The 14,021-nt window shown below is 59.9% G+C and carries 12 protein-coding genes; 11 read left to right on the top strand and 1 reads right to left on the bottom strand.

The features are described 5' to 3' along the window. Positions 1-159: 159 nt before the first annotated feature. The 8 genes from ACYZTZ_RS25240 to trpE all read left to right on the top strand — a co-directional run bounded on the left by ACYZTZ_RS25240 (position 160) and on the right by trpE (position 9,116). Entirely contained in the window at positions 160-1,284 is a 1,125-nt protein-coding gene (locus ACYZTZ_RS25240) for an ABC transporter ATP-binding protein (protein WP_056741314.1), read from the top strand. 50 nt (positions 1,285-1,334) lie between these two features. Further along, positions 1,335-2,378 carry an ABC transporter substrate-binding protein gene (locus ACYZTZ_RS25235; RefSeq protein WP_056741315.1) on the top strand — a complete coding sequence of 348 codons (1,044 nt, stop codon included), beginning with the start codon at positions 1,335-1,337 and terminating at the stop codon, positions 2,376-2,378. Between the two features lie 166 nt (positions 2,379-2,544). Continuing rightward, entirely contained in the window at positions 2,545-3,792 is a 1,248-nt protein-coding gene (locus ACYZTZ_RS25230) for an ABC transporter permease (RefSeq protein ID WP_056741316.1), read from the top strand. A gap of 12 nt (positions 3,793-3,804) precedes the next feature. Then, positions 3,805-4,629, top strand: coding sequence for an ABC transporter permease (locus tag ACYZTZ_RS25225; protein ID WP_046045385.1), 825 nt, complete (start codon positions 3,805-3,807; stop codon positions 4,627-4,629). Positions 4,630-4,844: 215 nt separating this feature from the next. After that, the gene (locus ACYZTZ_RS25220) at positions 4,845-5,993 is read left to right on the top strand and encodes an iron-containing alcohol dehydrogenase (RefSeq protein ID WP_056741318.1); all 1,149 of its coding nucleotides are present in this window, start codon (positions 4,845-4,847) and stop codon (positions 5,991-5,993) included. A gap of 80 nt (positions 5,994-6,073) precedes the next feature. Then, the gene (rpe, locus tag ACYZTZ_RS25215) at positions 6,074-6,748 is read left to right on the top strand and encodes a ribulose-phosphate 3-epimerase (protein WP_056741319.1); all 675 of its coding nucleotides are present in this window, start codon (positions 6,074-6,076) and stop codon (positions 6,746-6,748) included. After that, a complete protein-coding gene (locus tag ACYZTZ_RS25210) occupies positions 6,745-7,563 on the top strand; it encodes a phosphoglycolate phosphatase (protein ID WP_462000012.1) in 819 nt (272 codons plus the stop codon). The genes rpe and ACYZTZ_RS25210 overlap by 4 nt, the downstream gene beginning before the upstream one ends. Before the next feature lie 71 nt (positions 7,564-7,634). Then, positions 7,635-9,116, top strand: a complete 1,482-nt coding sequence (gene trpE / locus ACYZTZ_RS25205) for an anthranilate synthase component I (RefSeq protein WP_462000011.1) — start codon at positions 7,635-7,637, stop codon at positions 9,114-9,116. An 81-nt stretch (positions 9,117-9,197) separates the two neighbouring features. Here the strand turns inward: trpE and estP are convergent, their stop codons facing one another. Then, positions 9,198-11,105, bottom strand: coding sequence for an esterase EstP (gene estP / locus ACYZTZ_RS25200; RefSeq protein ID WP_462000010.1), 1,908 nt, complete (start codon positions 11,103-11,105; stop codon positions 9,198-9,200). Positions 11,106-11,510: 405 nt separating this feature from the next. Here estP and ACYZTZ_RS25195 point away from each other — a divergent pair, with 405 nt between their 5' ends. The 3 genes from ACYZTZ_RS25195 to trpC are packed head-to-tail and all read left to right on the top strand — an operon-like array spanning position 11,511 to position 13,996. Next, complete coding sequence (locus ACYZTZ_RS25195; protein WP_033056198.1) at positions 11,511-12,104, top strand: aminodeoxychorismate/anthranilate synthase component II; 594 nt, start codon at positions 11,511-11,513, stop codon at positions 12,102-12,104. A gap of 9 nt (positions 12,105-12,113) precedes the next feature. Then, on the top strand, positions 12,114-13,163 hold the full coding sequence (gene trpD / locus ACYZTZ_RS25190) for an anthranilate phosphoribosyltransferase (protein WP_095127233.1): 1,050 nt from the start codon (positions 12,114-12,116) through the stop codon (positions 13,161-13,163). Continuing rightward, a complete protein-coding gene (trpC, locus tag ACYZTZ_RS25185) occupies positions 13,160-13,996 on the top strand; it encodes an indole-3-glycerol phosphate synthase TrpC (protein WP_056741324.1) in 837 nt (278 codons plus the stop codon). Before trpD ends, trpC begins: the two co-directional genes overlap by 4 nt. Positions 13,997-14,021 lie beyond the last annotated feature (25 nt).

Below are 14,021 nucleotides of genomic sequence, written 5' to 3'. Positions count from 1 at the left end.
CTAGCCGCTGCCCTATCCATCCCCGCCATCATTGTAGGGCAATCCCTACCCCCAACCTTCCATCCTGCTGAGGCCATTCTCTCCTGCGCCCCGATTTGCGTGGTCGGCAGCGTCCACTAGGCTTAGTCCACAGCAGTCATCAACAACAAAGGTGTGGGTATGAGCCAGGTCGATTCAAGCGCAGGGGCCAGCGATATTCTGGTCAGCTTTCGTGGAGTACAAAAAAGCTACGACGGCGAGAACCTGATCGTCAAAGACCTCAACCTGGAGATTCGCAAAGGCGAATTCCTCACCTTGCTCGGGCCGTCCGGCTCCGGCAAGACCACCAGCCTGATGATGCTCGCCGGTTTCGAAACACCGACCGCAGGCGAAATCCAGCTGGCCGGGCGTTCCATCAACAACGTGCCGCCACACAAGCGCGACATCGGCATGGTGTTCCAGAACTACGCATTGTTCCCGCACATGACGGTCGCCGAGAACCTGGCGTTCCCGTTGACCGTGCGCGGCTTGAACAAGAGCGACGTCAGCGACAAGGTCAAAAAAGTCCTGAGCATGGTTCAGCTCGATACCTTCGCCCAGCGTTATCCGGCGCAACTGTCCGGCGGTCAGCAACAGCGTGTGGCTTTGGCCCGGGCGTTGGTGTTCGAACCGCAACTGGTGCTGATGGACGAACCCCTCGGTGCACTGGACAAACAACTGCGCGAACACATGCAGATGGAGATCAAGCACCTGCACCAGCGCCTCGGCGTGACCGTGGTCTACGTGACCCACGACCAGGGCGAAGCCCTGACCATGTCCGACCGTGTAGCCGTGTTCCATCAGGGCGAAATCCAGCAGATCGCGCCGCCGCGCACCCTCTACGAAGAGCCGAAAAACACCTTCGTCGCCAACTTCATCGGCGAGAACAACCGCCTCAATGGCCGCTTGCACAGCCACACCGGCGACCGCTGCGTGGTTGAGTTGGGTCGCGGTGAAAAGGTTGAGGCCCTGGCGGTCAACGTCGGCAAGACCGGCGAACCGGTCACGCTGTCGATTCGCCCCGAGCGCATTAGCCTCAACGGCGCAAGCGATCAATGCGTCAACCGCTTCTCAGGGAGGGTGGAGGAATTCATCTATCTGGGCGACCACGTCCGGGTTCGCCTGGAAGTCTGCGGCAAGACCGATTTTTTTGTGAAACAACCGATTGCCGAGCTCGATCCCGCGCTGGCCGTCGGCGACGTGGTACCGCTTGGCTGGCAGGTCGAACACGTTCGCGCGCTCGACCCACTTTTAGAGGCGCATTGATCGCCCCCCCTGCTTCAACAACACAACCCTGCACGTGGAGAGAACAATAAATGTTGAGATCCCTGAAATTCACCGCTTTGGTCATGGGCATGATCGGTGCGGCACACGCAATGGCGGCAGGCCCGGACCTGACCGTGGTGTCCTTTGGCGGGGCGAACAAGGCAGCGCAGGTCAAAGCCTTCTATGCGCCGTGGGAAGCGGCAGGTAACGGCAAGATCGTGGCGGGCGAGTACAACGGCGAAATGGCCAAGGTCAAAGCCATGGTCGACACCAAGAGCGTGTCCTGGGACCTGGTAGAAGTTGAATCGCCAGAACTGTCTCGTGGTTGCGACGAAGACATGTTCGAGCAGCTTGATCCGAAGTTGTTCGGCAAGTCCGAAGACTACGTCAAAGGCGCTATCCAGCCATGCGGCGTGGGCTTCTTCGTATGGTCGACCGTGCTGGCCTACAACGCCGACAAACTGGCTTCCGCACCGACCAGTTGGGTGGATTTCTGGGACACCAAGAAATTCCCGGGCAAACGTGGCCTGCGCAAAGGCGCCAAGTACACCCTGGAATTCGCTCTGATGGCCGACGGCGTTGCGCCGAAAGACGTCTACAAAGTACTGGCCGGCAAGGATGGTCAGGACCGCGCGTTCAAGAAACTCGATGAGCTCAAACCAAGCATCCAGTGGTGGGAAGCCGGCGCGCAACCGCCGCAGTACCTCGCCTCCGGCGACGTGGTCATGAGCTCGGCCTACAACGGCCGGATCGCTGCCGTGCAGAAAGAAAGCAACCTGAAAGTCGTGTGGAACGGCGGTATCTACGACTTTGACGCATGGGCCATTCCAAAAGGTCTGGATAAAGCACGCGCTGAAGCGGCGAAGAAATTCATCGCGTTCTCGGTGCAGCCGCAGCAGCAGAAGACCTACTCGGAAAACATCGCCTACGGCCCGGCCAACACTCAAGCCGTACCGTTGCTGGCCAAGGATGTCCTGAAAGACATGCCGACCACCCCGGAAAACATCGCCAACCAGGTGCAGATCGACGTCAGCTTCTGGGCTGACAACGGCGAGCAACTGGAACAGCGCTTCAATTCCTGGGCTGCGAAGTAACTAGAGGGCTCGCCCTTCTGTGGGAGTGAGCCTGCTCGCGATTGCGGTGTATCAGTCAGCATCAATGTTGAATTTGAAGACGCCATCGCGAGCAGGCTCGCTCCCACACTAAAAGTTCGAGGTGGTACGCCATCTCTGCAACGATCAAAGATTTCCGGAGTACGCCATGGCCACCGCCATTCCCCTGAACGCGGGCACCGACCCCACCTTGAAGCAGCGGCTCAAGCACGCCGAGCGGATCAACCGCTGGAAAGCACAAGCCTTGATCGCGCCGTTGGTGCTGTTTCTGTTGCTGGTGTTCCTGGTGCCCATCGTGGCGCTGCTCTACAAAAGCGTTGGTAACCCGGAAGTGGTCGGCGGCATGCCGCGCACCGTGGCGGCTATCGCCAGTTGGGATGGCCGCGGCCTGCCCGCTGAACCGGTTTACAAGGCGGCCAGCGAAGACCTCGCTGAAGCCCGCAAGAATCAGACCCTGGGCGACCTGTCCAAGCGCTTGAACATGGAGTTGGCCGGCTACCGCAGCCTGCTGACCAAAACCGCACGTGCCTTACCATTAGCCACCGAACCGGCCTCCTATAAAGAAGCGCTGGAAGGTCTCGACGAGCGCTGGGGCGACCCGGCCTACTGGCAAGCCGTGCGCCGCAACACCAGCAGCATCACGCCTTATTACTTGCTGGCAGCGGTTGATCACCGTATCGATGACCTCGGCGAAATCGCCCCGGCCACGCCCGATCAGGCGATCTACCTCGACATCTTTACCCGGACGTTCTGGATGGGGCTGATCATCACCGTGATCTGCCTGCTGCTGGCGTATCCATTGGCCTACCTGCTGGCGAATTTGCCGTCACGGCAAAGCAACTTGCTGATGATTCTGGTGCTGCTGCCGTTCTGGACCTCGATCCTGGTGCGGGTCGCCGCGTGGATCGTGTTGCTGCAATCGGGTGGCTTGATCAACAGCGGCCTGATGGCGATGGGCATCATCGATAAACCGCTGGAGCTGGTGTTCAACCGCACCGGGGTTTACATCTCCATGGTGCACATCCTGCTGCCGTTCATGATTCTGCCGATCTACAGCGTGATGAAAGGCATCTCGCCGACCTACATGCGCGCCGCGATTTCCCTCGGCTGCCACCCGTTCGCCAGTTTCTGGCGGGTGTACTTCCCGCAGACCTATGCCGGTGTCGGCGCCGGTTGCCTGTTGGTGTTCATCCTCGCCATCGGCTACTACATCACCCCGGCCTTGCTGGGCAGCCCGAACGATCAGATGGTCAGTTACTTCGTCGCCTTCTACACCAACACCAGCATCAACTGGGGCATGGCGACCGCACTCGGTGGGCTGCTGCTGTTGGCGACCGTGGTGCTTTATCTGATTTACAGCTGGCTGGTGGGCGCCAGTCGCCTGCGCCTGAGCTAAGGGGAGAACGAAATGCTGAGTCCTTATATGTCGCCCATTGAACGGGTGTGGTTCTACAGCTTGCGCATTCTCTGCGGGCTGGTCCTGTTGTTCCTGATTCTGCCGGTGCTGGTGATCATCCCGCTGTCGTTCAACTCCGGGAGTTTTCTGGTGTACCCGCTGCAAGGCTTTTCGCTGCACTGGTACCAGGACTTCTTCGCTTCGGCCGAGTGGATGCGTTCGCTGAAGAACAGCATCATCGTTGCTCCGGCGGCGACTGTGCTGGCGATGATCTTCGGTACGCTGGCGGCAATCGGCCTGACGCGGGGCGACTTCCCGGGCAAACCGCTGGTGATGGCGCTGGTGATTTCGCCGATGGTGGTGCCGGTGGTGATCATTGGTGTGGCCAGTTACCTGACCTTCGCTCCGCTGGGGTTTGGTAACAGCTTTGTCTCGCTGATCGTCGTGCATGCGGTGTTGGGTGTGCCGTTCGTGATCATTACCGTGTCGGCTACCTTGCAAGGTTTCAACCAGAACCTGGTGCGTGCGGCGGCCAGCCTTGGCGCTTCGCCGCTGACGGCATTCCGCCGCGTGACCTTGCCGTTGATCGCGCCGGGAGTGATCTCGGGGGCACTATTTGCCTTCGCGACGTCGTTCGATGAGGTGGTGGTAACGCTGTTCCTCGCCGGCCCCCAACAGGCGACGTTGCCTCGGCAAATGTTCAGCGGCATCCGCGAAAACCTCAGCCCGACCATCGCGGCGGCGGCGACGTTGCTGATTGCCTTCTCGGTAATCCTGCTGCTGACCCTGGAATGGCTGCGCGGCCGTAGCGAAAAACTGCGTACCGCCCAGGTTTAGTGGCGAGCTGGAGAGCCACCCCTCACCCCAACCCTCCCGAAACGTCGGACCGCCCCAGTGGGGAGAGGGTTAGGGTGAGGGGTCGATCCAACTGACCCACCCAATGCTCACCCAACACCGCAAACCAACCGATCATTCATCACCTGAATAGCAGACAAACCCCAATCCCAAGCTACTCTTGTGCCCAGCTCCCCTATCTATAAGAGGCTGCGCACATGAGTATTTCCTCTTTCAAAATCGCTCACAAACTGATCACTGGCGCAGGTGCCATCGAGCAACTGGCGGCTGAACTGACACGTCTGGACATCGACAACCCGCTGATCGTCACCGATGCCGCACTGGTCAAGTCCGGCACGGTCGAGCTGGCGCTGGCGCAGCTGGGCGACCGAACCTACGAAATTTTCGACCGTGTGTTGCCAGACCCGGAAATCGCCATCGTCGAAGACTGCATGCGGGTCTACCGCGAGGGCGGGCACGACGGACTGATCGGCCTGGGCGGCGGCAGTGCCATCGACATCGCTAAAAGTGTCGCGGCCTACGCCGGTTATCACGGGGCGCTGGAGGATCTGTTCGGCATCGATCAGGTGCCGCGCAAAGGTCCGCCGCTGATCGCCATTCCGACCACCGCCGGCACCGGCTCGGAAGTCACTAACGTGGCGATCCTCTCCGACAAGGTCGCACAGCTGAAGAAAGGCATCGTCAGCGACTATCTATTGCCGGACGTGGCGCTGGTCAGCCCGCAAATGACCCTGACCTGTCCGCGCAGTGTCACTGCCGCCAGTGGCGTCGATGCACTGGTGCACGCCATCGAATCCTATCTGTCGCTCAACGCCTCACCGATTACCGACGCGCTGGCCATCGGCGCCATCAAGCTCATCGCCAAGGCGCTGCCGAAGGCTTACGCCAATCCCTCCAATCTCCAGGCCCGCGAAGACATGGCCACCGCCAGCCTGATGGCCGGTATGGCATTTGGTAATGCCGGGGTCGGCGCGGTGCACGCGCTGGCGTACCCGCTGGGCGGCCGTTACAACATTGCCCATGGCGTCAGCAACGCCTTGCTGCTGCCGTATGTCATGGCCTGGAACAAAATGGCCTGCGTGGAGCGCATGCAAGATATCGCCGAGGCCATGGGGGTGAAGACCGCTCATCTGAGCGCCAACGACGCGGCGGACAAGGCCGTGGAGGCGATGACCGAGTTGTGCGCTGCGGTGGAAATCCCACCGGGCCTGCACAGCTTCGGCGTTCCAGAAGATGCCATCCCGGCCATGGCGGTGGAGGCGGCGGGAATTGAGCGCCTGATGCGCAACAATCCACGCAAATTGAGTGCCGTCGATATCGAGAAGATCTACCGAGCGGCCTACTGATCATCGCGGCCACGGTGCGCGGGCCAAAGCATGAGGTATACAATGCGCGCCATCGTGATTCTGCTCAAAAGAGGTGCGTCATGCAGCCCTTCGTAATTGCTCCGTCGATTCTCTCCGCCGACTTCGCCCGCCTGGGTGAAGAAGTGGACAACGTCCTGGCCGCTGGCGCCGACTTCGTGCACTTCGATGTCATGGACAACCACTACGTGCCGAACCTGACCATCGGCCCGATGGTCTGTGCCGCGCTGCGCAAGTACGGCGTGACCGCGCCGATCGACGCGCATCTGATGGTCAGCCCGGTGGACCGCATCGTCGGTGACTTCATCGAAGCCGGCGCGACCTACATCACTTTTCACCCGGAAGCCACGCAGCACGTCGACCGCTCCCTGCAACTGATCCGCGAAGGTGGCTGCAAGTCAGGCCTGGTGTTCAACCCGGCGACCTCGCTGGACGTGCTCAAGTACGTGATGGACAAGGTCGACATGATCCTGCTGATGAGCGTCAACCCAGGCTTCGGCGGGCAGAAGTTCATCCCAAGCACCTTGGATAAACTGCGTGAAGTACGGGCGCTGATCGATGCTAGCGGCCGTGACATCCGTCTGGAAATCGACGGCGGCGTGAACGTGAACAACATTCGTGAAATCGCCGCTGCTGGCGCCGACACCTTCGTCGCCGGCTCGGCGATCTTCAATGCGCCGAACTACCAAGAGGTGATTGAAAAGATGCGTTCCGAACTGGCGCTGGCCCGCCCATGAGTGGCTTTGAGCAGCTGTTCCCGGGGTCTCTGCCACGGCTGGTGATGTTCGATCTGGATGGCACGCTGATCGATTCGGTCCCCGACCTCGCAGCGGCTGTGGATAACATGCTGCTCAAACTCGGGCGTAAACCTGCCGGCATCGAATCGGTGCGCGAGTGGGTGGGCAACGGCGTGCACACGCTGGTGCGCCGGGCCTTGGCCAACCACATCGACGCCGAGGGTGTCGATGACGTCGAGGCCGAGCATGCCCTGGAGCTGTTCAACGGCTTTTACGAGGACGGTCACGAGCTGACGGTGGTTTACCCCGGCGTGCGCGACACCCTGAAATGGCTGCACAAGCAGGGCGTCGAGATGGCGCTGATCACCAACAAGCCGGAGCGCTTCGTCGCGCCGCTGCTGGATCAGATGAAAATCGGTCGTTATTTCCGCTTGATCATCGGCGGCGATACCCTGCCACAGAAAAAGCCGGACCCGGCAGCGTTGTTTTTCGTGATGAAAATGACCAACATCCCGGCGTCGCAATCCTTGTTCGTCGGCGATTCGCGCAGCGACGTGCTGGCGGCAAAAGCGGCGGGGGTCAAATGCGTGGCGCTGAGTTACGGCTATAACCATGGCCGGCCGATTGCCGAAGAGTCGCCGGCGCTGGTGATTGACGATCTGCGCAAGTTAATTCCCGGTTGCCTGGATCCGGCCGCTGAGATAACGTTGCCCGACGCTGTTCAACCCCCTTCTGGAAACGCCATCGTGGTGGTCACTCGCAAACTCTGGATGAAAGTCATCAAGGCCCTGGCCCGCTGGCGTTGGCGCGCCTGACTTGTTCCTGGCCGGCATACCGGCGCGTTTGCATACCTGACTGTTAGACCCTCAAGCCACGAGGCTACCCCATGATCCGCGAAGAATTCCTGCGTTTGGCCGCTGCCGGCTACAACCGCATCCCGCTTGCCTGCGAAACCCTGGCCGACTTTGACACGCCGCTGTCGATCTACCTGAAACTGGCCGACGAGCCCAACTCCTACCTGCTGGAATCGGTGCAGGGCGGGGAGAAGTGGGGGCGTTACTCGATCATCGGCCTGCCGTGCCGCACCGTGCTGCGGGTTCAGGACCATCACATCAGCGTTACCCACGACGGCATCGAAATCGAAAGCCACGAAGCCGAAGATCCACTGGCGTTCGTCGAAGAATTCAAAGCTCGCTACAACGTGCCGACCATCCCTGGCCTGCCGCGCTTCAACGGCGGCCTGGTGGGTTACTTCGGTTACGACTGCGTGCGCTATGTGGAGAAGCGACTGGGCAAGTGCCCGAACCCGGACCCGCTGGGCGTGCCGGACATTCTGCTGATGGTCTCCGACGCGGTGGTCGTGTTCGACAACCTCGCCGGCAAGATGCACGCGATTGTCCTGGCCGATCCTTCGCAGGACGATGCTTTCGAACAAGGTCAGGCGCGTCTGGAAGAGCTGCTGGAAAAACTCCGTCAGCCGATCACGCCGCGCCGTGGCCTGGATTTCAGTAAGCAACAGTCTGCTGATCCGGTGTTTCGTTCGAGCTTCACCCAGGACGATTACGAAAAAGCCGTCGACACCATCAAGGAATACATCCTGGCCGGTGACTGCATGCAGGTCGTGCCGTCCCAGCGCATGTCGATCGACTTCAAGGCCGCTCCGATCGATCTGTACCGGGCGCTGCGTTGCTTCAACCCGACGCCTTATATGTACTTCTTCAACTTCGGCGACTTCCACGTCGTCGGCAGTTCGCCGGAAGTGCTGGTGCGGGTCGAAGACAACCTGATCACCGTGCGCCCGATCGCCGGCACTCGCCCACGCGGGGCCAACGAAGAGGCCGACCTGGCACTGGAAAAAGACCTGCTGTCCGACGACAAGGAAATTGCCGAGCATTTGATGCTGATCGACCTGGGTCGTAACGACACCGGTCGGGTCTCGGAAATCGGTTCGGTGAAACTCACTGAAAAAATGGTCATCGAGCGTTATTCCAACGTGATGCACATCGTTTCCAACGTCACCGGTCAATTGAAGGCAGGGCTGACGGCGATGGACGCACTGCGCGCGATTCTGCCGGCGGGCACCTTGTCTGGCGCACCGAAGATTCGCGCGATGGAAATCATCGACGAACTGGAACCGGTCAAGCGTGGTGTCTACGGCGGCGCCGTCGGCTACTTCGCCTGGAACGGCAACATGGACACCGCAATCGCGATCCGCACCGCGGTGATCAAGAACGGCGAACTGCACGTACAGGCCGGTGGCGGCATCGTCGCCGACTCGGTACCGGCGCTGGAATGGGAAGAAACCCTGAACAAGCGCCGCGCGATGTTCCGTGCAGTGGCCCTTGCCGAACAAACCCCGGAAAGCTGAGTTCCCACAAAGACCTCAGCACCATAAAAAAACGCGGCACCTGTGAGGGCGCCGCGTTTTTTGTGCCTGCTGTTTGCCGGATCAGAAGTCCAGTGCAACCCCAACGGTAAGCCCTTGCTGGGTAAAGTCATCATCCTTGCGGAACGTGTATCCGCCACGCAGTGCCAGTTCGGCCGTCAACTTGTGGCTGACCCCCAGGCTCACGCGATTCAAGTGGCTTTGCGGTGTATAGCCGTCCAGTTTGAAGTCCAGGGACGGCAGGCTGTTGAGCGCGATGTTTACTTTCTGAGTGTCATCCTCGTATTCATGTTCATACGCGTATTCACCGAATACTTGAGTCTGTGCGGTGATCTGATACTTACCCTGCAAACCGGCACCCAAACGTTTTGAATCGCGTTTCTGGTCATCAAAGGTCAGCGCTGTGGAACGAGTGCTGTTTTCCGAGTAGCCGTCGACTTCCACTTTTGCGTAATCGGCGCTGATGAACGGCGACAGGTGCCACTCGTTGCCCGGTTGCGCAATGTCGTAGCCAACCCGTGTGCTGAAGGCCCACAGATAGCCATCGGTATCGCCTTTCTCCGCACCTTCGCTGGCACCCAGGTCGAATTTGCGTTTGAGGTTGTCGTAATCCAGCTTGCCGCCGGTCAACGCGGCATCGGCCCACCAGCGATTCTGCTGGAACTGGGCGAAGGCGGTGGCCAGGTAGCTGTTGAGTTTGTAGTCCGAATCGTTATTGCCTGCTTCCAGGTTCTGACGATAGAGGCCCGCCGCCACACCGACGCGCCAAGCGTCATTGAGACGATAGCTGCCGCCGATATTCAAGTTGTAACCGTCGCCGTCGGCGCTGGCCCCGCTGCTTTGGCTATCGACATCCAGATGCTGTCCGCCACCGGCGACAATCGCGCGCCATTGGCCGACCGCCTGCCAGTTCTCCCAGTCCGATTGCCATTGGCTGCGCAGTTCATCCTGGTGCGCACGCAAGGTGGCGTGGGCCATTTCTGGCAGTAATGTCAGCTCCCACGGCGCAGCCAGTAGGGAATAGGCATAGTCGGAAATCAGTTGCTGCCCGGCTTCGGTCGGATGAACCCCATCGTTGTAAATCAGCTTGCTGGGGTCCGGGGTGGCACTGTTGATGCCATACACAGGGTTTTCGGTGCAGCTGTTACCGCTGAAGCAAGTCGCCGTCAGGCTCTGGCCGGTAGCAAAACCGAATCGAGCCGGATCGGCGAAGGTTTCCTGCAACAGCAGCGGAATGTTCAGCGGGATGATTTCGGCATCGATCCCCGCCAGTCGAGTGATCAGTTGCCGGTTGAAGGCAGCGCTCAGTAGTGAGGTGGGTGTCTGCTGGGGCGTGCCATTGATGGCGGGCGCCAAACTCAGGTCGGGCAGCAGCCATACCATGATGTACCGGGCGCCGGCGGTTTGCAGAACCTGGACGCTGTTGGCCAGTCGATCCGCAGCGGCATTCGCCTGAGCGCCACTTTGTACACGTCCCTGAAGAAAGTCGTTACCACCCCCGGAAATGTAATACAGCGCATTCGGATCGGCGCTGAAGTTGTTTGTCGGCAGATAGCCAGGGCGTGTGCGTTCGCCCGTGGCGGATGCGGTGGTGATCGAGGTGAGGATCTGGTCGGTGCGATATCCGCCAACGGCCCAGTTATTACCGTCCGGCAGACCCTGGTTCGCCCGCGCCGCCGAGGTTGAAGCGGCCGTCTGGTCCGGTGAAAACCCGAGCTTTCCACCCAGCAGTTGGGTCGAGTTGGCGGAATAGACTTCGCCGCTGCCGTCCTGGTAAAGCGGTCCGGTCCGGTTGGTGAAGCGCACGGTCGAACCGGGAGGGCCGCCCGTGTCGGTAAACTGCCCGGCATCATTGAGGCTATCGCCGAAGACGATGAAATTCGAATAAGGGTTGGGCGCCGCGATCGCCTGGCTGCAGGCCATGGCGAGGAAGCAACCTGCAAGCGGTACAGCCAACGTCCGTCTGATCATGAGCAAGTCCTTTTGTTATTGTTGTAATGAGCAAAACGATAGTGCCAAAAACTATAGGGCCTGTTGCCGTTCGGCGCGAACCCGCCAATTGTTTCAAGAGGTTCTACCGCCCCATATTGCACGCTCTGCCCAGCTAAGTTACTGTGCCGAGACGTATAAATGAGACCTTCCCCGTGTTGATCGTCAGCAAACTTCTGGATCAAGTCATCAAGGCACACGCCCGTTGGCGTTGGCGCGCCTGAATCCTTCTGCCGGCCCGGCCGGATCTTTACCGCTTTGCCTTCTTTATCCGCAAGACAAACCGCTTTGCAGCGCGACTCCAGCGACTGACAAAGTGCAGGACGCTGCGGGTAAATCATTCGAAGGCTGTATTCAAAGTCAGTAAATTCAAGAGGTTCTTAAGCCATGTTGCTGATGATCGATAACTACGACTCTTTTACTTACAACGTTGTGCAATACCTCGGTGAGCTCGGCTCCCAGGTCAAAGTCGTGCGCAACGATGAGCTCACCATTGCCGAAATCGAAGCCCTCAACCCTGAGCGGATCGTCGTTTCGCCCGGCCCTTGCACGCCGAACGAAGCTGGCGTGTCGATTGATGTGATCAAACATTTTGGCGGTAAATTGCCGATCCTCGGCGTGTGCCTGGGCCATCAGTCCATCGGCCAGGCCTTTGGTGGCGATGTGGTCCGCGCCCGTCAGGTCATGCACGGCAAAACCAGCCCGGTGTTCCACGAGGACAAAGGCGTATTTGAAGGCCTGAACCATCCGCTGACGGTCACCCGCTATCATTCACTGATCGTCAAACGCGAAACCCTGCCCGATTGCCTGGAACTGACCGCCTGGACTCAGCTTGAAGACGGCTCGGTCGACGAGATCATGGGCCTGCGCCACAAGACACTGAACATCGAGGGCGTCCAGTTTCACCCTGAGTCGATCCTCACCGAACAAGGCCACGAGCTGTTCGCTAATTTCCTCAAACAAACCGGCGGCACGCGCTAAGGACTTTTCATGAATATCAAGACAGCCCTGAGCCGTATCGTCGAACAGCTCGACCTCAGCACCGATGAGATGCGCGATGTCATGCGCGAAATCATGACCGGTCAATGCACGGATGCGCAGATCGGCGCGTTCATGATGGCCATGCGCATGAAGAGTGAAAGCATCGACGAGATCGTCGGCGCCGTGTCGGTCATGCGCGAGCTGGCAGACAAGGTCGAACTCAAGACCCTCGACGGCGTCGTCGATGTGGTGGGTACCGGCGGTGACGGTGCCAATATCTTCAACGTATCGACTGCTTCCTCGTTCGTGGTCGCGGCGGCCGGTTGCACCGTCGCCAAGCACGGTAACCGTGCGGTCTCGGGCAAAAGCGGCAGCGCCGATCTGCTGGAGGCGGCGGGTATCTACCTGAACCTGACGCCGGTTCAGGTCGCACGCTGCATCGACAACGTCGGCATCGGTTTCATGTTCGCCCAAACCCATCACAGCGCCATGAAGCACGCCGCCGGCCCGCGCCGGGAGCTGGGCTTGCGCACGCTGTTCAACATGCTCGGCCCGCTTACGAATCCGGCCGGCGTGAAGCATCAGGTGGTGGGGGTGTTCAATCAGGCGTTGTGCCGTCCGCTGGCTGAAGTCTTGCAGCGTATGGGCAGCAAGCACGTGCTGGTGGTGCACTCGAAGGATGGCCTGGACGAATTCAGTCTGGCAGCACCAACCTTCGTGGCGGAATTGAAGGATGACCAGATCACCGAGTATTGGGTCGAGCCAGAAGACTTGGGGATGAAGAGCCAGAGCCTGCACGGTCTGGCAGTGGATAGCCCGGCGGCCTCGCTGGAGCTGATCCGCGATGCCCTGGGCAAGCGCAAGACCGAGAACGGTCAGAAAGCCGCGGAAATGATTGTGCTCAATGCCGGTGCCGCGCTGTACGCCGCCGACCATGCCAGCAGTTTGAAAGAAGGCGTTGCCCTGGCGCACGATGCGCTGCACACAGGCCTCGCTCGGGAAAAACTGGAGGAGTTGGGTGCATTTACCGCGGTATTCAAAGTGGAGAATGAGGGATGAGTGTACCGACGGTTCTGGAAAACATTCTGGCCCGTAAAATCCAGGAAGTCGCCGAGCGTAGCGCTCGCGTAAGCCTGGCGGAGCTGGAAAGTCTGGCCAAGGCGGCCGATGCACCCCGTGGTTTTGCCAAGGCATTGTTGGCTCAGGCCAAGCTCAAGCAGCCAGCGGTCATTGCAGAAATCAAGAAAGCTTCACCGAGCAAAGGTGTGATTCGCGAGAACTTCGTTCCCGCCGACATCGCCAAGAGTTACGAGAAGGGCGGCGCGACCTGCCTGTCAGTGCTCACCGATATCGATTATTTCCAGGGCGCCGATGCGTATCTGCAACAGGCGCGGGCGGCGTGCAAACTGCCGGTGATCCGCAAGGACTTCATGATCGATCCGTACCAGATCATTGAGGCCCGAGCGTTGGGCGCCGACTGCGTGCTGTTGATCGTCTCCGCACTGGATGACGTGAAAATGGCCGAGCTGGCGGCCGTGGCCAAAAGTGTCGGCCTCGATGTGCTGGTGGAAGTTCACGATGGCGACGAGCTGGAGCGGGCCTTGAAAACCCTCGACACTCCGTTGGTCGGCGTGAACAACCGCAACCTGCACACCTTCGACGTCAATCTGGAAACCACCCTCGATCTGTTGCCGCGTATCCCGCGTGATCGCTTGGTGATCACCGAAAGTGGCATTCTCAACCGGGCCGATGTCGAGCTGATGGAAATCAGCGATGTGTACGCGTTCCTGGTTGGCGAAGCGTTTATGCGCGCCGAAAGCCCGGGCACCGAACTGCAGCGTCTGTTCTTTCCTGAGCGTGGCATCGCGGTGAGCGGTTCTACACTCGACTGAACGTGACTTGATGAAGAAGCCGGCG

The sequence above is a fragment of the Pseudomonas sp. LB3P58 genome, from assembly GCF_054897895.1.
This window is presented reverse-complemented; position numbering and strand designations above follow the sequence as displayed.